Genomic DNA, 20,390 nt, shown 5'->3' on the forward strand with positions numbered 1-20,390 from the left:
TCCTTGATCTCGCCCATCGCCGACTGGATGTAGTGGGCAGACCGATGTCGTCGATCAGGCTCAGCTGGTTTCCAGATAGTCGATGCGCTCTTCCGACTCTTCCAGCAGCTCGGACAGCTCGTCGCGCGACACGTAATCGGCCTTCTCCTCGCACACGGCGATGGCGGCGGCGATGCGGTCGCGGGCCTCCTGCTCGGCGGCGAGGTCGCTGGCCAGGATCTCCGGCACGTCCTCGCCGATGCGCAGCTTGCCGAGATCCTGGAGGTTGGGGATCGCCTCGATGAAGAGGATGCGTTCGATGATCTCGTCCGCGCTCTTCATCACTTCGATGGAGGCGTGATACTCCCACTTGCCCAGTGCCTTGACGCCCCAGTTCTTCAGCATGCGGGCGTGCAGGAAATACTGGTTGATCTGCGTCAGCTGGTCCTTCAGGACGATCTGAAGCTGGGCAATGACGTCGCTGTTGCCTTTCATGATCCGTCCTCCGCTCAGGTGGGGAAGCCGCCCATGGCCGACTGCAGGTAGTTCTGCAGGCCGAGCATGTCGATGAGGCCAAGCTGCTGTTCCAGCCAGTGGGCGTGATCTTCCTCGGTGTCGACCAGCAGTTCCAGCAGGATACGGCGGGTGTCGTAATCCTTCACCTGCTCGCAATAGGCGATGGCTTCCTTCAGCGCGGCGACCACCTCATATTCGAGGTTCAGGTCGTTGCGCATCATCTCCGGCACGGTCTTGCCGATGTGAATCGGATCGCGGCTGGCGACGTCGGCGGTGCCTTCAAGGAACAGGATGCGGCGGATCAGCTTGTCGGCATGCTCAAGCTCTTCCACCCGCTCGTGCGAGATGCGTTCGCTCAGCGCCTTGAGGCCCATGTCTTCCATGGTGCGCGCATGGGAGAGATACTGGTCGGCGGCGCTCAGCTCGCCGGTGAGCAGCTTGTTCAAACGGTCCAGGACCCCTTGATCGCCTTGCATGATTGGGTGCTCCGAAATAGACGATTTGTCGCACCTTGGCACAGCCGAAGGACTCGCACAATAAAAATCTCTATTTGAAACAACGATGTAGTTGATAGTCACTATCAATTGGGGTGGGTGGCCTGCCCAAAATGCAGTCAAGGCCGAACTCCAGTTTTGCGAATCAATGTCAATTGCGACAGGAGAGGATTCCAGCGAATTCCCCGTCGCGTTTTGCGGGTTTTGACTTGCGGCGGTGCAGCGATGATTGAGCGGCAGAGCGGACGGTCCCACCCGCGGCAATCGGGGCCGCCGCATTGAGGCAGGGGCCGTTCCGTGCTAACAGACCGCGGGATTTCTCCGCCCTTCATTCCAACGACAGCCGGATTGCGGCCATGACGACGACCACCCCCTCGGCTCCCGCCTCGGAGTTCCTGCGCACCCTTCAGGAGCGCGGGTTCATCCACCAGTGCACCGATCTCGCCACGCTGGACGAGCGTGCGCAGAAGGGGCCGATCGTCGCCTATATCGGCTTCGACTGCACCGCCGATTCCTTGCATGTCGGCAGCCTGCTGCCGATCATGATGCTGCGCTGGCTGCAGAAGACCGGCCACAAGCCCATCGTGCTGATGGGCGGCGGCACCACCAAGATCGGCGATCCGTCGGGCAAGGACGAAGCGCGCCAGCTGCTGACCGACGAGGTCATCGCCAACAACATGGCGGGCATCAAGCGCATCTTTGGCCGTTACCTGACCTTCGGGGACGGTCCGACCGACGCGGTGATGGCGAACAACGCCGACTGGCTGGACGAGCTGAAATACATCCCGCTGCTGCGCGACATCGGCCGCCATTTCACCATCAACCGGATGATGAGCTTCGAATCGGTCAAGCTGCGGCTGGATCGCGAGCAGCCGCTGACCTTCCTCGAATTCAACTACATGATTCTCCAGGCCTATGACTTCGTGGAGCTGAAGCGTCGCCATGGCTGCACGCTGCAGATGGGCGGGTCGGACCAATGGGGCAACATCGTCAACGGCGTCGAACTCGGCCGCCGCACCGACGGCGCCGACCTGTTCGGTCTGACCACGCCGCTGCTGACCACATCGTCGGGCGCCAAGATGGGCAAGACGGCGGCCGGTGCCATCTGGCTGACCGCCGACAAGCTCGGCAGCTACGATTTCTGGCAGTACTGGCGCAACACCGAGGATGCCGATGTCGGCCGCTTCCTGCGTCTCTATACCGAACTGCCGCTGGACGAGGTTGCCCGGCTGGAAAGCCTGCAGGGCGCGGAGATCAACGAGGCCAAGAAGATCCTCGCCAACGAGGTGACGAAGCTCGCCCACGGCGAGGAGGCCGCTCTGGAGGCGGCCGAGACGGCGCGCCGCGCCTTCGAGGAAGGGGCCGCGGCCGAGGGTCTGCCGAGCATCGAGGTCGCCCGCGCCGATCTGGAGGCCGGCCTGCCGGTGGTCGACCTGCTGGTGTCGGCCGGTCTGGCCGCGTCGAAGGGCGAGGCGCGCCGGCTGATCAAAGGCGGCGGCGCCAAGCTGAACGACGGGCCGATTGCCGACGAGACGGCCAAGGCGACCACGGCGGACCTGAATGCCGACGGTGTGGTGAAGCTCAGCGCCGGCAAGAAGCGCCACGCGCTGGTGAAGGTGGGGTAAGGAAGAGGCGAGGGGGGGCGCGGAAGCGCCCCGCCCACCGCGCCCCTTATCGGGTATGCGCTTCAGGCGGCGGCTTGGTGTCCGGCATCGGCGTGCCGTCGCCGCCCAGGAAGAACAGGTTGCGCAGGAAGCCCGGCGCCAGCACCGCCAGCGGGTTGACCGACACGTCGGGGTCGGACAGCGGTCCCTGGACATGCCAGGTGGCGGAGAAGATGCCCTGGCCCTCGCCACCGCTCAGCACGTCGCCCAGCAGCGGGATCTGTCCGATCAGGCGGTTCAGGCCATAGACCGGGACGATGGTGCCCTTGAGGTTGGCGGTCTCCGTCTCCAGGTCGATCTGGCCCTCCAGCGTCAGGCCCAGTGCCGAGCCGGAGGTCCGCAGATCCTTCAGGGTCAGCAGACGGCCCTCCTTGCGGAAATCCGCCGACATCCGACCGAAAGCGATGCCCTTGCCGCCACCCAGCAACTCCGCGAAGCCGGACGGCGAGATGGCGTTCAGGATGCGGGCCAGGGCCGGGACGTCGATCAGCGTGTAGTCGCGGATCTCCGCCTTGCCGACGATGGCGGCATCGGCCCGCGGTGCCGCCGACCGGCCGGTCAGGGTCAGCCGTCCGCCGCGCATGCGGTCGTTCAGGTCCATCGCCTGCAAGGCCGACCCGAGATCGTCGGCGGCGACGGCAAGGTCGTAGACACCCTGCGGACCCGGCCGCCATTTCAGCGACACGCCGCCGCCGTCGCTGCGGCCGGCGAGGTCCAGCAGGGTCCAGGCGGTGGCGTCCCGCTTCATGGTTCCCGCCACCTGCCGCAGCCGCCGGCTGTCGCCGAAGACCACGGAATCGAACTTGATGGCAAGGTCCAGCGGCGTCTTGCGGCCGTCGTCGGTGGCGGATGGCGGCTGTTTCGGCGGCGGGGCCACCGCGCCCTCGCCCGACGGCGTCTTGCCGGTCAGGCCGCGGGCGTCCAGGCTGGCGCCGCTTATGGTGCCGGCATAGCCGCCTGCCGGACCGCCGGGCTTCGCCGGAGGCAGCACGGTCAGGTCGGCGCGCAGATCGGTCTGGCCCAGCTTGAAGCTGGGGGTCTGCACCCGCGCCACCCGCTTGCCGCCATCGGCCAGCTCCAGGTTGGTGACGGCCTTCAGCCCGCCGGCATCGACGGTCAGGTTGCTGATCCGGGTCGGCCGGTCCTTGTCGAACTCCAGCGTCAGCTTGCCGGTGCCCGGCTTGCCGGCGGGCTTGGCCCAGCCCAGCTCCTCGATCGACAGCCGGGTCTTCTCCAGGTTCAGATTGCCGGTCAGCAGCAGCTTGTGCTTGCGGTCGACCGTGAACAGGATGTCGGCGCCGAAGGGACCCTGCACGCGGTCCTCCAGGTCGATGCCGTGGGCGCGCAGGTCGTCGGCGGTGGCGTCGCCCTTCACCGCGATGCGGGTGCGCGGCCCCTTGGCGGCACTGTCGAAGGACTCGGTCCAGTCGATGGCGACGGGAATGCCGTCCAGCTTGGTGGTGCCCTTGATCTGCATCGCCTTGAGGTCGAGCGCCAGCGACAGCTCGCCGTCGGTGGCGTTCAGCCCGGCCGCGACCTTCTCCACCCCGACCTTGTGCAGCTTGCCGGTCACGTCGAGGTCGAGCTGCTCCACCTTCAGGTCGGCCAGCAGCGGGAAGGCAAAATGCAGTTGCGCCTCGGCCGTGCCCTGGGTGCGCTTCGGGTCCATCTCCAGCTTGGTAGGATAGCCCAGCGGCGGCATGTCGATCAGGGTCAGGATGGACCGCACCGGTCCCTGGACCGGCAGGCGGATGTCCATCGTCTCCTTGCCGATGTCCAGCCCGCCGATCACCACCTTGCCGTCGCCGACCTCGATGTCGCCCGATTTGGCATCGGCGATCCGGCCGCCCCTCGTCAGGACGGTGAAGGTCTTGCCGTCGGTCGTCGCCTCCAGGGCCGCGCCGGTGACCGGCGTCAGGTTGTGGAAATAGCGGACGCTGACGTCGTCGCCGGCGATGGTGGCAAGGAAACGGGTCTGTTCCGGCTCTCCCGACGGCATTCCCTGCCCGTCGAGCGGCACGGACAGCGCCGCTTCCGCCCGCGCCTGGGTCACCGTTCCATGTGAGAGGTTCCGGGTCACCCACTCGCGCGCATTGGCCCCGGCGCTCGTCGGCCAGTAGCGGCGCAACTCGTCCAGCGCCACGCCAAGGGCGGTCGCCTGCGTCTCCACCAGCATGCGGTCGCCCTGGCGCCGGGCGGTGGCCGAGGCCTCCACCCGTGGCTGCGGCCCGCCCGCCTCGCCCAGCACGGCGCTGAACCCGTCCAGCTCGATGCGGTCGCGGTCGCCATGCAGGCGCAGCCGGGCCGACTCCACCGGCACCGGCCCCTCGAACAGGTCCGGGCGCAGCAGCCGGCCGCGGCCGGCGGCGATGTCCGCCGCGCCGCCGGTCGGCTGCAGCGACGAATCGAAGGCGACCTCCACCGTGCCCGACAACGGCAGCTCCGCCGCTTTCAGCGGCTCCAGAAGCGGCGCGAGACCGGCGATGGCGGCGGGGGTGAAGCCGGTCAGCTTTGCCGCCGCCCGGCCGTCCTTGCCCGGCTCCTGCCGTCCCGAAAGCTCCAGCCCGGCGGTACGGCCGCCGGCGGTCAGCGACAGGCTGGCCTGGATGTCACGGCCATGCTCGGTCTCCGCCAGGTCCCCCCGACCGCTCAGTGCCAGCGGCCTGCCGCCCGCCGCCGCCGTCAGCGACAGATCCCCGATCCGCAGACGCCGGCCCGGCACATCCAGGGCGCCGCGCAAGGCGAAGCTCTGCACGGCGGCCGGCTCCGGTCCCAGGGCGGGCAGGGCGATGGTGCCGGCGCCGCCGCGCAGGTTGATGTCCGCCGTCAGCGGCTCGAAGCGCTGGTCGAGCCGTGCCGTGACCGTGCCGGACAGCGGCAGCGTCACCGCCGACAGCGGTGTCAGGGCCGGCCCGATCTGCGCCAGGGAGGCAGGGTCCAGCCCGTCGAAGGACAGGGTCAGGTCGCTGGTGTTGTCGGCGATGTTGTAGCGGCCGGCGGCGGCGAGGGTCACGGCGCGTGCCGCCGCCGCTCCGCCGGTATTGCCGAGGTCCAGGATCACACGGGCGCGACCCCGGGCCCCATTGTCGTCGCGGGTCAGCACCACGTCGGCGCGGGTGGCATGCCAGGACAGGTCGAGCATGCGGTTTTCGACCCGCAGGTCGGCCCCTATCACCGACAGCCGGCGCAGCAGCCCCAGCGGCCGGTCGATGTCGGGCGGGCGGCGCAGGCTGTCCATCGCCTCGTCCACCAGGTCGGGACTGCCGTCGTCGGGCTTGCGCGCGGACTCGGCGTCGGCCCGCACATCGAAGGCGAGGCTGCCGTCGGCCCGGCGCAGAATGGACAGGCGCGGCCGGACCAGATCGAGGCGTGTCGGGGACAGCGTGCCGCGGAACAGGGCCGGGATGGAGAAGCCGATGCCCATCTCGGGCACCGCCGCCAGCTCCGCCCCATCGGCATTCCGCGCCTGCACCCGCCGGGCGCGCAGGTCGAGACGGCGGTCGGCTCCGTCAAGCCCGTCCTCCTCTTCCAGCGACAGGACCAGTTCGCCGATGTCGACCTGGAACCGGCCGTCGCGGTCGCTCAGCGCCCGTTCGACGTAGGGAATCAGCGGGTCGAGCGCGATCGGCCCCTGTGACAGCCTCCAGGCGAACAGGCCGCCGGCCATCAGGGCCATGGCGCCAAGCCCGGTCAGCGTCAGGACGAGAATCTTCGCGGTGCGTCGGATCATCGAGCACCGGCCTGGGATGTGGGAAACAATCCCCTCTCCCCCCCGGGGAGAGGGTTAGGGTGAGGGGGAGGCAAGGCGAGGATGTTCAAGGAACGCGAACTGCTTGCTCTTTCACCAGCCCCACGCAGTGCATCCCACTCACCCCGACCCTCTCCCCGGGGGGGAGAGGGGGGAGAAGAAGACAAGCGCGAATCGGCCCGATTGACCTTCATGCCCGAGACGTGCAGCTTTCTGCCTATGATTTGAGCAGGAAAGACCGCTGTCATGCCCAGCACCATCGTGTTCTCAAGCCCCTTGCCGAAGCCCTTCGACAGCGCGCAGGCGGCGCTGGGGATGGAGCGCTGGCGCCAGCAGGCCGCCGCGGCGGAGCCGGAGATCCGCGTCTGGGCGGAGGCCTTCGCCGAGACGGACAGCGGGCGGGCGCTGATCGAGGCGGTGTGCGGCAACAGCCCGTATCTCGGCCATAGCCTGACGCGGGAGCTGCCCTTCGTCGCGCGGACCGTGCAGGACGGCTTCGACGCCACTTTCGCCGCGCTGATTTCCTCGCTCCACGCCGAGCATGGCGAGGAGAAATCGATGGACCGGCTGATGGCCGGCCTGCGGGTGGCGAAGCGGCGGGCGGCGCTGCTGATCGCGCTGGCCGACATCGTCGGGGCGTGGCCGCTGTTCCGCGTCACCGGCGCCCTGTCGGAGCTGGCGGAGACGGGGGTCCGGCTGGCCGCGAATTTCCTGCTGCGCCGCGCCGGGGAGGCGGGGACGCTGACGCTGCCGGATCCGCAGCGACCGTGGGTCGGTTCGGGCCTGATCGTTTTGGGCATGGGCAAGCTTGGCGGGCGCGAACTCAACTATTCCAGCGACATCGACCTGATCGTCCTGTACGACGACGCTGTTGTGCAGACGCCCCAGCCGGACAACCTCGCGCGAACCTTCATCAGGCTCGCACGCGATCTTGTCCGCATTATGGATGAACGGACCAAGGACGGCTACGTCTTCCGCACCGACCTTCGGCTTAGGCCGGATCCGGGCGCCACGCCGCTGGCAGTTTCCGTCTCCGCGGCCGAAATTTATTACGGCAGCGTCGGCCAGAACTGGGAGCGCGCGGCCATGATCAAGGCCCGCCCCATCGCCGGCGATCCGGAGGCCGGCGCCTCCTTCCTTCGTTTCCTGGAGCCTTTCGTCTGGCGCCGCAACCTGGATTTCGCCGCCATCCAGGACATCCACTCGATCAAGCGCCAGATCAATGCCCATAAGGGACATCGCGAGGTGACGGTCAACGGCCACGACATCAAGGTCGGCCGCGGCGGCATCCGCGAGATCGAGTTCTTCGCCCAGACCCAGCAGCTGATCTTCGGCGGCCGCGACCCGCGCGTGCGCATCGCCCCGACCCTGATGGCGAACGAGGCGTTGCGCGACGTCGGACGGGTGCCGCCGCAGACGGTGGAGGAGCTTGCCGGGGCCTATCATTTCCTGCGCCGTGTCGAACATCGGATCCAGATGATCGACGACCAGCAGACCCACCGTATTCCCGCCGACGATGCCGGGGTGGCGCATCTGGCGACCTTCCTCGGCTATGACGACCCCGCCGCGTTCCGGGCGGAGCTGCTGGCGACTCTGGGGCAGGTCGAGGACCGCTATGCCGAGCTGTTCGAGGAGGCGCCGTCGCTCTCCGGCCCCGGCAATCTCGTTTTCACCGGCACCGACCCCGATCCCGGCACGGTGGAGACGCTGACAGGCATGGGCTTCGCCGATCCGGCCCGCGTCATCAGCGTGGTGTCGGCCTGGCATCGCGGCCGCTACCGCGCCACGCGGTCGGGCCGGGCGCGCGAGTTGCTGACGGAGCTGACGCCGGCCCTGCTGAGCGCCCTGGCCAAGACGCCCGCCCCCGATTCGGCGCTGATGAACTTCGACGATTTCCTCGGCAAGCTGCCGGCCGGTGTCGGGCTGTTCTCGCTGTTCGTCGCCAATCCCTGGCTGCTGGAGCTGGTGGCGGAGATCATGGGCATCGCGCCGCAGATGGCGCACACCCTGTCGCGCAACCCGTCGCTGCTCGATGCCGTGCTGTCGCCCGACTTCTTCGACCCGCTGCCGGGCAAGGAGGACGGGCTGGCCGACGACCACGCCCGCGTGATGGCGACGGCCCGCGATTTCGAGGACGCGCTGACCCTGTCGCGGCGCTGGACCAACGACCAGCGCTTCCGTGCCGGGGTGCACATCCTGCGCGGCATCACCGACGGCGACCGCTGCGGCGCCTTCCTGGCCGATCTGGCCGATATCGTCGTCCCCGACCTTGCCCGCCGGGTGGAGGAGGAGTTCGCCCAGCGCCACGGCCATATTCCCGGCGGCGCCTGGGTGGTGGTGGCGATGGGTAAGCTGGGCAGCCGGCAGCTGACGATCACGTCGGACATCGACCTGATCGTCATCTACGACGTGGCGTCCGGCCAGGGCGGCGGTGGGCCGCGGCTGTCCGACGGTGTCAAGCCGCTGTCGCCCAACGAGTATTACATCAAGCTGACCCAGCGGCTGACCAACGCCATCACCGCGCCGATGGGGGACGGGCGGCTCTATGAGGTCGACATGCGGCTGCGCCCGTCGGGCAATGCCGGCCCGCTCGCCACCTCGCTGGACGCCTTCGTCAAGTATCAGGCGACCGACGCCTGGACCTGGGAGCACATGGCCCTGACCCGCGCCCGCGTGATCGGCGGCGATCCGGCGCTGGCCGGGCGGGTGTCGGCGGCGATCCGCTCCGTCCTGACGGCGCCGCGCGATGCCGACCGGCTGCTGCGGGACGTCGCCGACATGCGGCGGCGAATCGAGAAGGAGTTCGGGACGACCAATGTCTGGAACGTCAAATACGCCCGTGGCGGCCTGATCGACATCGAGTTCATCACCCAGTACCTGCAATTGCGCTTCGGCCATGAGCGGCCGGACATCCTGCACATCGGCACCGCCAAGGCGCTGGGATGCGCCGCCCGGACAGGGACGCTGACGGAGGAGGTGGCGGAGGAGCTGGAGGCGACGCTGCGGCTGTGGCGGCGGGTGCAGGGCTTCCTGCGGCTGACCACCGCCGGGGTGCTCGACCCCGACCAGGTATCGCCCAGCCTGCTGGCCGGGCTGGTCCGCGCCGCCTTTCCTGCCGACTTTCAGGGCGAGCGTGAGCCCGGCGCTGTTGACTTCCCCGAACTGGACCACAGAATCCGTGCCGTCGCCGCCCGCGCCCATGGTCATTCAAGACCCTGGTCGAGGAACCGGCAAGCCGTCTTGCTCCACCCACCGCCACCCCTCCGGCCTGAGGACATGCTTCCCCCGCCGGCAAGAAGAAGGATCGTCAAGCAGCCATGACCGTAGACGTCGGAACGCCCGCCCCGGATTTCACCATGCCGACCGACGGCGGGGGCAGCGTCACGCTGTCGGCCCTGCGCGGCAAGCCGGTGGTTTTGTATTTCTACCCGAAGGACGACACGTCGGGCTGCACCTCGGAGGCTTGCGGCTTCCGCGACCAGCTGCCCGACTTCTCCGCCATCGACGCGGTGGTGATCGGCGTCTCCAAGGACAGCGTCGCCAGCCACGACAAGTTCAAGGCCAAGCACGAGCTGACCTTCACCCTGGCCTCCGACACCGACGGCGCCGTTTGCGAGGCCTATGGCACCTGGGTCGAGAAGAGCATGTATGGCCGCAAGTACATGGGCATCGACCGCGCCACCTTCCTGATCGACAAGGACGGTGTCGTCCGCAATGTCTGGCGCAAGGTGAAGGTCACCGGCCATGTCGCCGCGGTGCTGAAGGCCGTGCAGGCGCTGTAATCTCTGACGGGAAGGCAGGGCGCCTTTTTCTCCCGGCTTCGACCGTAGGGGAAGGACGCTCTGCCGGCCCGGCTATTCCCCTGGCGTGTGGGCGTACGCCACAAGGGTATTTTTAGAATTGCCCCAAACCTGCCTACACTTCGTGCATTCCGGCACCAGAGGCCGCGCAACCCACCGCGGTTGGTCCTTCGGCTGCCCCCAGGGATGCACATGCCATGAACGTTGCGAACATTGCCCGGCGCCTCGTCGCCGGAGAGCTTCACTATGCGCTGGGCCGATTCGAGTCGGTTCGGCGCGGCTACAGTGCCCTGCGCCGCCTGTCCCCCCGGTCGCGCCAGCGGGCGCCGGCCGGCCCGCCCATCGCCTTGCCCCCGCTGCCGGCCACCCTGTTCGCCGGCCAGACGGTGGAGCGTGCGCTGGCCGACCTGCGGCGCGACTCGATCGCGTTCGGCTTCGACCTGCCCCGGTCGATGGTGGTGGAGATGGTGGAGTTCGCCACCCACTCTCCCCTGCAGCGGCGGCTGCGCGACGACCGCGTCTTCCATCGCCACACTGTCCGCAACGGGCGGCTGGAGGATGGATCGCCCGCGGTGATGGGCATCGTCCCCGATCCGCTGGATTGCCCGGCGGTGCGCCGGGTCTGCCGCGATCCGCTGCTGATGGAGTGTGCCGGCAGGTTCCTGGGCTTCCCCGCCACCAAGATCATTCCGCGCCTGTTCTGGAGCTTCGTCACCGACGCCACCGACGACGAGCGCCGCCACCTCGGCCAGACCATCGACTGGCATTTCGACGTCCATGATTTCCATTTCTGTTCGGCCCAGTTCTACCTGACCGATGTCGGACCGGGCGCCGGAGAGCATGCGCTGGTCCGTGGCAGCCATCACGGCAAGCCGCTGCGCATGCTGATGGGCTCGGCCAACGTCCGCGACGAGCAGCTGTTCACCCATTTCGCCCGCGACCGCGCCCTGGTGGTGGAGGGGCCGGCCGGCACCGGCTTCCTGGAGGATACCTCCTGCTACCATCGCGCCACCCCGCCGGTCAGCCGCGAGCGGCTGATGCTGCAGCTTTGGCTCAGCTGAGCTAGAGTGGTCCGCATCGTCACGGGGGATGCGGAGCGATGATGGAAGCGAAGGACGGGCTGCGTACGGTCGTCGGCCTGATGAGCGGCACCTCGATGGACGGCATCGACGCCGCCCTGCTGCGTACCGACGGCCGCGACCGGGTGGAGGCGCTCGACTTCCTGACCATCCCCTATGACGACGCCTTCCGGACCCGGCTGCGCGGCTGTCTCGGCCAGACCGGCAACAACGGACCGGTGGCGGAGGTCGAGCGTGACCTGACCGATGCTCATGCCGACGCGGTGCATCGCCTGCTCGACAAGGCGGGCGTCGCGGCGGCGGCGGTCGAGCTGATCGGCTTCCACGGCCACACCATCCACCATGACCCCGACCGGAGGATCACCCGCCAGATCGGCGATGGCGCCCGTCTTGCTGCGGCGACCGGCATCGCCGTGGTCGATGATTTCCGCGGCGCCGATGTGGCCGCGGGCGGGCAGGGGGCGCCGCTGGTCCCGCTGGTCCATCGGGCGCTGGCCCATGGGTTGCCGCGCCCGCTTGCCGTCCTCAACATCGGCGGTGTCGCCAATGTCAGCTGGATCGGACCCCGAGCCGGTGGAGGGGGAGGCCGAGGTCGTCGCTTGCGACACCGGGCCGGGCAATGCCCTGATCGACGATTGGGTGCTGCGCCATGGACTCGGCCGCTTCGATGCCGGCGGGGCGCTGGCGGCGGCGGGCCGGGTGGACGATACGGCGCTGGCGGCATTGCTGGCCCATCCCTATTTCAGCCGCCCGGCGCCCAAATCGCTGGACCGGGACGCCTTCGACCCGGCGCCGGTGGCGGCCTTGTCGCCAGAGAACGGGGCGGCGACCCTGACCGCCTTCACGGCCGAATCGGTCGCCCGTGTCGTGCCCCACCTGCCGGCCCCGCCGCTGCGCTGGCTGGTCTGCGGCGGCGGGCGGCACAACGCCACGCTGATGGCGATGCTGGCCGACCGGCTCGGCGTGCCGGTCGAGCCGGCCGATCTCGTCGGCTGGGACGGCGACGCGCTGGAGGCGCAGGCCTTCGGCTATCTCGCCGTGCGCAGCCGGCTGGGACTGCCGCTCAGCCTGCCGGCGACCACTGGCGTGCCGGAGCCGATGCGTGGCGGTGTGTTCCATCCCGTCGCCTGATTTTTCCGATTGGCGGGCAAGACGTCGCGGCTGCGGGCGGTGGCCAGCAGAACCAATGCTGCGAAGGGAATCAGCCAGATCACGCGGTTCTGATAGCGGTCATGGACGGCTGACAGCCCGCCGGTGACGAAGGCGTTCAGCGTCAGACCCAGTCCGATCACCAGCAGCAGCATCCGCACCCGACCGTCGACCCGACTCCAGCGCCTCAGCCCAAGGGCGGTCAGCCCCAGCACGCCGAGCGACAGGGATAGACCCTGGAGCAGCGCCAAACCGTCGCGGGGGAAACGCCCCTGCGTCTGCAGCGACTGGTCGAAGGCGCCATAGACCGGTGCGGGGAAGCGGCTGAACAGGCGACGGGTCAGCGGCTTGACCGGATCGTCCAGCGTGTCGTCGGGCTGGACCTCGACGAACTGGCCGGCGGCGTTCGCCAGCCCATGTTCGGCGACCGCGGCCGGGCGGCTGGCGATGGTGTTGTGGGCGATTTCCGCCGCTTCGGCCACGAAGCGCGGCTGATCGCCGAAGCGGCGGCGGGCGCCATCGGGATGCCAGAGGAAATAGTCGGAAGTGACATAGCCGGGCGCGCTGCGGTCCAGACTGTCCAGGCTGCCGCACAGCAGATAGTCGCGGCTGCGGCAGGCGCCGGCCAGGTAGTCGCGGGCCGGACCGTCGCCGATCAGCCGGGCCAGCAGGAAAACCGGGGAGCTTTCCGACAGCACCGGCCGGCCGGCGGTCAGCAGGTTGGAGGCGCTCAGCAGCCCGACCGCCAGCACCATCGGCAGCAGCACCCCCCAGGCCAGCGAGCGCAGCATGGCGCGGTCGTGCCACAGAGCCCAGACCCCGAGCAGCACGATCATCCCGCCCAGGATCGCCAGATGGCTGAGATGGCAGACGATCATGCCGGTCAGCGCCGCAACGGTCAGCAACCGCTGCAAGACGGTCAGCGCCGGCCAGCGCAGGACGACGACATAGACCAGCAGGATCACCAGCCCGGTCAGGAAGTCCGGCATGATCGTCGCCACATGCAGCGGCAGGCTGGTGGTCAGCCCCAGAACCGCGGCGATGCCGAGGAACAGTCCCGGCCGGCCCGGCGCACCCGCCGCAGTCAGGGCCGCCCGCAGGACCGCCGCCGCAAGAATCCCCTGGCCTAGCGGGATCAGCCACACGCCCCAGCCGCTGGCGAAGGGCAGCAGGAACAGCATGTAGCCGAAGGGCCGCAGGAAGAAGATGTTGGCCGAGGCGGGGCCGTGCGGCGAGAGGTCCGGCGGCGGCGTCCAGGCCGGCTGGGCCGCCCGATGCAGGATGTTGAAGGCCGGCTCCAGATAGCCGGGCGTGTCGTCGAAGGTCAGCGGAAAGCCGTTCAGCACCAGCAGCGGTGCGCCGATCAGGAGGCCGGCCAGGACGATGGTCAGGACGGGCGGAACCCGGGAATTCTTCCAGAAGCGCATGGGCGCCTTCCAGCCATGGCAGGGGATGGCCCGAGGATGGCTACCCCCGCTGCAGCGCACAATGGATCCGGGGTGGTAGGGGAGGGGCCTGGGCAGACCCTTCCGGCATAACCCCTGGCGGCAGGGTGCCTGTCTATGGGTGTACCGTGCCGGCCGGCTCCAGCAGCTCGTCCAGCGCCGCCGGCTGGTCGACCCCGCGGAAATCGGTCTTGCGCTCCATCGCCGCGGCGAGGCGGCGGCGGTATTCGTTGCGCGGTATCTCGACGGCGCCGAACCGGCTCAGATGCTCGGTCACGAACTGGGTGTCGAGCAGGGCGAAGCCGGCGGCGCGCAGCCGGGCGACCAGATGGACCAGCGCCACCTTGCTGGCCCCGGTCTCGCGGCTGAACATGCTCTCGCCGAAATAGGCGCCGCCAATCGCCACCCCATACAGCCCGCCGACCAGCCGGCCGTCACGCCAGCATTCGACGCTGTGGGCGAATCCGGAATCGAACAGGTCGCCATAGAGGCGGACGATATCGTCGTTGATCCAGGTCTTCGGCCGGTCCTCCGTCGCCTCGGCGCAGCCCTCGATCACGGCGCGGAAGGCGCTGTCGAACCGCAACTCGAACGGACAGCGGCGCAGCGTCTTGCGCAGGCTGCGCGGCACATGGAAGCCGTCCAGCGGCAGGATGCCGCGGCGTTCCGGGTCGAACCAATGAAGCTCCCGCGATTCGGCGCTTTCGGCCATCGGGAAGATGCCGGCGGCGTAGGCGCGCAGCAGGATCGGGGCGGACAGGGTGAACATGCCGGTCACTATACCCGCTGATGGGACGGAACGCGCGGGCGTCCGGCCGAAGGATGGATGAGTGATACTGGTGTCGAGACCCCGCGACAGCAACCTCCTTCCATGGTATGCAACGCAAGGAAGTACATATGTGGGGAAGAACGCCATGAGAAGCGCTGCCGCCGTCCTCCTGTCCGCCCTGGTTGCCGGACTGTTCATCGCCGGTCCGTCCTGGGCGCAGAGGCGGGCGGAGCCGGGCAATTTCGATTATTACATCCTGTCGCTGTCCTGGACGCCGACCTATTGCGCCCGCGACAGGAACGGCCCCGACCCCGACCAGTGCGGCGACCGCAAATACGGCTTCGTCGTCCATGGCCTGTGGCCGCAGTACAATGACGGCAGCTATCCCGCCACCTGCACCCGCGACCGCAACCTGCCGAAGGCGGTGCTGGACCAGACCATGCCGGTGATGCCCAGCGTCGGCTTGATGATGCATGAATGGCGCAAGCACGGGACCTGCTCCGGCCTGAACGCCACCGATTATTTCGCCAAGCTGCGCGGCGCCGCCGCCAAGGTGGCGATTCCGGGGCAGTTGAAGGCGCCCGGCCCCACCGTGCCGGCAACCCAGGTCGAGCGGCTGTTCCTCGACGCCAATCCCGGCCTGACGGCGGAGGGGGTGGCGGTCGTCTGCTCCCGCCGCGACGTGTCGGAGGTCCGGATCTGCCTGAACAAGGATCTGGGCTTCGTCGCCTGCGGCCAGAAGGTGGTCGACCGCTGCCGCGACCGTGATGCCGCCCTGTCAGCCGATGTGGCGCCGTCGCAGCCCCGCCGCAGCACGACGCCTCCCGCAATCCCGGCCCTGCCGCCGGCGCCGGCCAGCGCTCCGGTGCGCTGAGATTCAACGGCCGTCCGGTTCGCTTGCCAGTGCCGCCATCGCCGCCGGGATCTCCGCCAGCAATTCGCGGGCGAGGAAGCCCAGCGGGCCGATGCGGCCGGTCAGGCGGTTGCCGGCTTCGCCATGCAGGCAGACGCCCCAGATGGCGGCCTGCTCCGGGCTGGCGCCGCGCGCCAACAGTCCGGCGACGATGCCGGCCAGCGTGTCGCCGGAGCCGGAGGTTGCCAGCCCCACCGTGCCGCCGCGATAGGCCCAGGCGCGGCCGTCGGGGGCGACGATGCGGGTGCACCCCCCCTTCAGCGCCACCACCGCCTTCAGCCGGGCTGCCGCCTCCCGGGCGCAGCCGAGCGGGTCGGCATCCACCCGGTCGCGGGAGCAGCCGAGCAACCCGGCCATTTCGCCGGCATGGGGGGTGACGACGATGCGGCCGTCATGCCGGTGCAGCGGTACCGGGTCGCGTCCCAGCCCGGCCAGCGCACCGGCGTCCAGCACTATCCTTGGCCCGTTTTCGCCCAATTCCAGGCGGGTCAACAGCGTCGCGGTCAGCTTCGCCACCGCCGGCCCGTCCATCATGCCGGGACCGATCAGCACGGTGTCGCAGCGCGAGGCGCGCTCGGCCAGCGCCCCGGCCGACTCGGGCGCGATACCGCCGTCGGCGGTTTCCGGAAGACCGGCGACCAGGGCTTCCGGCAGCGCGAGGCCCAGATGAGGGGCGACGCTGCCGACCGTGGCGATCTGCAGCTTGCCGGCGCCGGCCCGCAACACGCCGATCCCCGCCAGCAGGGCGCCGCCCGGCACCGGCACGCTGCCTGCCACCACCAGCGCCCGGCCGCGGGTCTCCTTGTCGCCGTCACCGTCCGGCTGGGGCAGGGGCATGCGGCGCAGAAGGTCGGCGGTGACGGGGATTTCGTCTGTTTGGGTGCTCAATCGTTTCTCCTCAGCCGCATCTCCTCAACGGGCGGCAACGGCGGCATCCGGCTCGGCGGTGACCGGGGCGCCGGCCTCCTCCAGCGGGGCGACGAAATTGTAGCGGTGCAGCAGCAGCCCGCCGCGCGGCCCGGCCTTGGCATCGAAGCGGTATTCGGTGACGGAGCAGTTGGCGACGTCGCCGGCGGCGTCGATGGCCAGGATCTCCTCCTCCGTCAGATTCTCCAGCAGATAGCGCAGGCACAGCACTACCACCTGATGCCCGACGATCAGCACCCGCCGGCCGCCATGATGCAGGCTGACGGTGTCGAGCGCGCTGCGCAGCCGCAGGATCACGTCGCACCAGCTCTCGCCCCCCGGCGGCCGGTGATAGAACTTGCCCAGCAGGCGGCGGAACTCGGCCTGTTCGGGGAATTCCTGACGGATGCCGGCGGTGGTCAGCCGGTCGAGCACGCCGAATTCCTTCTCGCGCAGCCGCTCGTCGATCACGAAGTCGCCGGGATGGACCGGCAGCCCGCCCGACTGGTGCAGCCGTTCCGCCGTGCGCATCGCCCGCCGGTAGGGCGAGGTCAGCACCACGTCCGGCCGCTCCACCGCCGGCATGGCGGCGAACCAGCGGCCGAGCGCATCGGACTGCCGTTCGCCCAGCGGGCTGAGCGGAACGTCCACGTCGCGCTCGGCGATGTCGATCCGGCTGAGTCCGGCGGCATGGGCGGCGTCGCGGGCGACGTTTCCGGCGCTCTCGCCGTGGCGGACGATCCAGAGGCGGTCGGGCCAGGGGTGTTGCATCGGCGATCCCGTTTTCGGTGGGCGAAACTGCCGGGAATAACCGCTGGGGAACCCGAAAGGTCCCGTTGCCGAGCCGAGCTCGGTATGGCAGCCATGCTGTCCATCTGACCGCTGCTGCGCAGCGGCACCTTGCCGGGGGCTTCAGCCGGGCCACACTTTCCTCTCCAGTTGCCAATTAGCAGAATGGATCGGACATGACGGACAGCCAGGACGCGGCCCCCCTGTTCCAGCCGGTGACGATCGGGCGCTATACCCTGCCCAACCGCATTGCCATGGCTCCGCTGACCCGCAGCCGCACCGACAACGCCACCGGCGTGCCGACCGCGATGAACGCCGAGTACTACGCCCAGCGCGCCAGCGCCGGCCTGATCGTCGCCGAGGCGACGCAGATCTCGCCGCAGGGCAAGGGCTATGCCTACACCCCCGGCATCCACAGCGCGGAGCAGGTGGCGGGCTGGAGGCTGGTGACCGACGCCGTGCATGCCAAGGGCGGGCACATGTGCCTTCAGCTCTGGCATGTCGGCCGCATCTCCCATCCCGATCTGCAGCCGGGCGGTGCCCTGCCGGTGGCGCCCTCGGCGGTCAAGCCGGAGATGAAGGCCTTCACCGTCGACGGCTTCAAGGATATTCCGACCCCGCGCGCGCTCGATGCGGCGGAGCTTCCGGGCATCGTCGAGGATTACCGCCGGGCGACCCGCAACGCGCTGGCCGCCGGCTTCGACATGGTCGAGGTGCATGCCGCCAACGGCTATCTGATCGACCAGTTCCTGCGCGACGGCACCAACAAGCGCACCGACTCCTATGGCGGCTCCGTCGAGAATCGCGCCCGCTTCCTGTTCGAGGTGCTGGACGCCGTGGTGGCGGAGGCCGGGGCCGACCGGGTCGGCATCCGCCTGTCGCCGCTGAGCCCGGCCAACGATGCCCGGGAAAGCGACCCGGTCGGCACCTTCAGCCCGGTGATCCGCCGCCTCAACGATTATGGCCTCGCCTATCTGCACATGATCGAGGGCGTGACCCGCGGTCCACATCCCGGATTCGGCGGGCAGCTGGCGGAGTTGCGCGCGCTCTACACCGGCCGCTACATGGCCAACAACGTCTATGACCGTGCCATGGCGATCCAGGCGACGGCGAGCGGCCATGCCGACATGATCGCCTTCGGCCGGCCCTTCATCGCCAACCCCGATCTGGTGGAGCGGCTGCGCATCGACGCCCCGCTGGCCGAGCCGGACCAGAAGACCTTCTATGGCGGCGACCGGCACGGCTACACCGATTATCCCACCTTGAACGAGTCGGCCGCCTGATCCGGCGGCGCACGGCGCGCGTGCAAAAGCGCTCCGAGTCGCGCCTTCCGCGGTGGTACGGGGGTGCCGAAAGCGGGGGGTGGGGCGGCACTTCGGTGCCGTTTCCGATCCGCCCGGGCGTGGACGCGGGGCTTCCGGGCGGGGAAGCGTAAGCCTGGGGTGGGGCATTTAGCGGCGATTCGGCCATCTTGCCTTTGGAAGGCTTGACCTGGGACCGGAACCCTGTGACAAAAGACATTCGGCACACTCTATGAGCTTGAAGACACATGTTCGACCGCCCGCCCCGCCAGGGCTTCCGCGCTCCCGAGATCACCAAGTCCAACGTCACCGCCACCGTGAAGTGGTTCAACCCCACCAAGGGGTTCGGCTTCGTGTCGCCTGAGGACGGTTCGCCCGATGCCTTCCTGCACGTCTCTGCGGTTCAGGCCGCCGGCTACGACGCGCTGGACGAAGGCACCACCATCACCTGTGACCTGGCCCGTGGGCCGAAGGGTCCGCAGGTGGCCTCCATCCACACGGTCGATACGTCGACCGCTCAGCGTTCGGCCCGTCCGCGGACGACCGGTGGCTTCGACCGTGGCGGCTATGACCGCGGCGGCTACGATGCCGGCGGCGCCGGTGGCGAAGAGGTCGACGGCACCGTGAAGTGGTTCAATGCCGACAAGGGCTTTGGCTTCATCACGCCCAGCACCGGTGGCAAGGACGTCTTCGTCCACGTCAACGTGCTGCGCCGTTCGGGCATGCAGACCCTTCAGGAAGGCGATCAGGTGCGCGTCACCGTTCGCCAGGGCCAGAAGGGTCCGGAAGCGGGCAAGGTCGAGTACCTGTAAGGCTCCGGATTATCCGGGCCTCGGCCGTACGGCTTGCGTTCTCTCCGGACGCACGCTGCTTCGGCCGGCTCCGCTTGGCTGAAAAGCCTGACGAGGCCCCGAGCCGATTTGGCTCCGGGCTTCCCGGTGAGAGTCCGGACTTTCAGCGCACGGTGCCTCTCTTCGGGGGCGCCGTGCGTTCCTGTCTTTTTTTCAGCTGCTTTTGCGGTCCTGGCTCGTGAGTGATCCGGCCGTGGCTCCAGTTCGGCCCGGCTGTTCGTTGCGTGTGTCTTCCGCTCTTTCCATTCGGTATGTCCGTCTTGTTGGCGCCGCCCTCCGGGGCGGCCGGCGCTGATTGCGGGCCGATTTCTTCCGCCGGCATGCTGTTCTCCTCTCTGCTGCCCCAGGCTGTCGAAGGCGCAATCCAGCATGAGCGAGTTGCTGACCGACCTGCTTTCGGCCGCTGAAGGCGGCGATTGGTCCGTGGCACAGCTCGTCGGCCTTTGCGGCACGCTCGGCGGCATGCTCTGGCCCTTCTTCCGCAGCCGCACCGGCATGCTGCTGGTTCAGCTGGTGCCCTGCCTGTGCTTCTCCCTGCATTTCGCCATGGTCGGCGCCCCGACGGCCGCGGCGCTGAACGGGCTTGCGGCGCTCCAGGTGGCTGCGGCCCTGGCGATCGGCACCCGGCCGGCCTTCCGCATCGTCTATCTGCTGATCCTGCCGGTGATTGCCGCCGTGATGGCCCTGACCTGGACCGGCTTGCCCTCCGCCTTCGCCGCCGCGGGGATGGCGTTGATCAGTATTGCGCGCTATCAGATCCAGATTGCCCACTTCCGCGGCACCATGCTGGTGGCTTTGCCCTGTTGGTTCATGCACAACAGTCTGGTGGGATCGGTGCCGGGCATGATCTCGGACGTGACCGGGATCGTCGTCAATGCCTGGATGCTGCTGCGCGGCACCGGGATGGCGCCACCATCGTCACCGACCGCCCCACCAACACCAATGCCGTCAACAGCGGGGAGGCGAAGCTGTCATGACCGTCAACCA

General features: G+C 68.9%; 15 protein-coding genes and 1 pseudogene. 9 read left to right on the top strand and 7 right to left on the bottom strand.

Features of this window, described 5'->3' with window-relative positions:
- Nucleotides 1-60: 60 nt before the first annotated feature.
- Both bfr (I71_RS15480) and bfr (I71_RS15485) read right to left on the bottom strand, forming a co-directional pair.
- A complete protein-coding gene (bfr, locus tag I71_RS15480; protein ID WP_280109880.1) occupies nt 61-474 on the bottom strand; it encodes a bacterioferritin in 414 nt (137 codons plus the stop codon).
- Between the two features lie 14 nt (nt 475-488).
- On the bottom strand, nt 489-971 hold the full coding sequence (gene bfr, locus I71_RS15485; protein WP_042695746.1) for a bacterioferritin: 483 nt from the start codon (nt 969-971) through the stop codon (nt 489-491).
- Between the two features lie 374 nt (nt 972-1,345).
- Between bfr (I71_RS15485) and tyrS the strand changes: the two genes are divergently transcribed.
- Nucleotides 1,346-2,614, top strand: coding sequence for a tyrosine--tRNA ligase (tyrS, locus tag I71_RS15490; RefSeq protein ID WP_042695747.1), 1,269 nt, complete (start codon nt 1,346-1,348; stop codon nt 2,612-2,614).
- A gap of 46 nt (nt 2,615-2,660) precedes the next feature.
- Here the strand turns inward: tyrS and I71_RS15495 are convergent, their stop codons facing one another.
- Nucleotides 2,661-6,383: a DUF3971 domain-containing protein gene (locus I71_RS15495; RefSeq protein WP_042695748.1), complete on the bottom strand. Its 3,723-nt coding sequence runs from the start codon at nt 6,381-6,383 to the stop codon at nt 2,661-2,663.
- 264 nt (nt 6,384-6,647) lie between these two features.
- On the opposite strand from I71_RS15495, the gene I71_RS15500 reads away from it, so the two are divergent.
- From I71_RS15500 to I71_RS15515, 4 genes and pseudogenes are all read left to right on the top strand, one after another.
- Nucleotides 6,648-9,722, top strand: a complete 3,075-nt coding sequence (locus I71_RS15500) for a bifunctional [glutamine synthetase] adenylyltransferase/[glutamine synthetase]-adenylyl-L-tyrosine phosphorylase (protein WP_148294252.1) — start codon at nt 6,648-6,650, stop codon at nt 9,720-9,722.
- Entirely contained in the window at nt 9,719-10,183 is a 465-nt protein-coding gene (gene bcp, locus I71_RS15505) for a thioredoxin-dependent thiol peroxidase (protein ID WP_042695749.1), read from the top strand. Before I71_RS15500 ends, bcp begins: the two co-directional genes overlap by 4 nt.
- 215 nt (nt 10,184-10,398) lie before the next feature.
- Nucleotides 10,399-11,262 (top strand): hypothetical protein, encoded by an 864-nt coding sequence (locus I71_RS15510; RefSeq protein WP_042695750.1) that lies wholly within the window; start codon nt 10,399-10,401, stop codon nt 11,260-11,262.
- A gap of 38 nt (nt 11,263-11,300) precedes the next feature.
- Nucleotides 11,301-12,411: pseudogene (locus I71_RS15515) on the top strand (anhydro-N-acetylmuramic acid kinase).
- On the opposite strand, the gene I71_RS15520 reads toward I71_RS15515, so the two are convergent.
- Complete coding sequence (locus I71_RS15520) at nt 12,309-13,856, bottom strand: hypothetical protein (protein WP_042695751.1); 1,548 nt, start codon at nt 13,854-13,856, stop codon at nt 12,309-12,311. The pseudogene I71_RS15515 and the gene I71_RS15520 sit on opposite strands and share 103 nt — an antisense overlap.
- A gap of 133 nt (nt 13,857-13,989) precedes the next feature.
- Nucleotides 13,990-14,643 (bottom strand): leucyl/phenylalanyl-tRNA--protein transferase, encoded by a 654-nt coding sequence (aat, locus tag I71_RS15525; RefSeq protein ID WP_042695756.1) that lies wholly within the window; start codon nt 14,641-14,643, stop codon nt 13,990-13,992.
- 145 nt (nt 14,644-14,788) lie between these two features.
- Between aat and I71_RS15530 the strand changes: the two genes are divergently transcribed.
- On the top strand, nt 14,789-15,517 hold the full coding sequence (locus I71_RS15530) for a ribonuclease T2 (RefSeq protein WP_042695752.1): 729 nt from the start codon (nt 14,789-14,791) through the stop codon (nt 15,515-15,517).
- A 3-nt stretch (nt 15,518-15,520) separates the two neighbouring features.
- On the opposite strand, the gene I71_RS15535 is transcribed toward I71_RS15530, so the two are convergent.
- On the bottom strand, nt 15,521-16,444 hold the full coding sequence (locus I71_RS15535; protein ID WP_244433861.1) for an NAD(P)H-hydrate dehydratase: 924 nt from the start codon (nt 16,442-16,444) through the stop codon (nt 15,521-15,523).
- Between the two features lie 24 nt (nt 16,445-16,468).
- Entirely contained in the window at nt 16,469-17,233 is a 765-nt protein-coding gene (locus I71_RS15540; protein WP_042695753.1) for a histidine phosphatase family protein, read from the bottom strand.
- Between the two features lie 194 nt (nt 17,234-17,427).
- Here I71_RS15540 and I71_RS15545 point away from each other — a divergent pair, with 194 nt between their 5' ends.
- From I71_RS15545 to I71_RS15555, 3 genes are all read left to right on the top strand, one after another.
- Complete coding sequence (locus I71_RS15545; protein WP_042695754.1) at nt 17,428-18,534, top strand: alkene reductase; 1,107 nt, start codon at nt 17,428-17,430, stop codon at nt 18,532-18,534.
- A gap of 266 nt (nt 18,535-18,800) precedes the next feature.
- Entirely contained in the window at nt 18,801-19,364 is a 564-nt protein-coding gene (locus tag I71_RS40595; RefSeq protein WP_042695755.1) for a cold-shock protein, read from the top strand.
- A gap of 408 nt (nt 19,365-19,772) precedes the next feature.
- Nucleotides 19,773-20,390: YgjV family protein (locus I71_RS15555; protein ID WP_083897185.1), on the top strand; the 618-nt coding region annotated here is incomplete at its 3' end.

This window comes from Azospirillum sp. B506 (assembly GCF_000333595.1).
Lineage (GTDB): Bacteria > Pseudomonadota > Alphaproteobacteria > Azospirillales > Azospirillaceae > Azospirillum.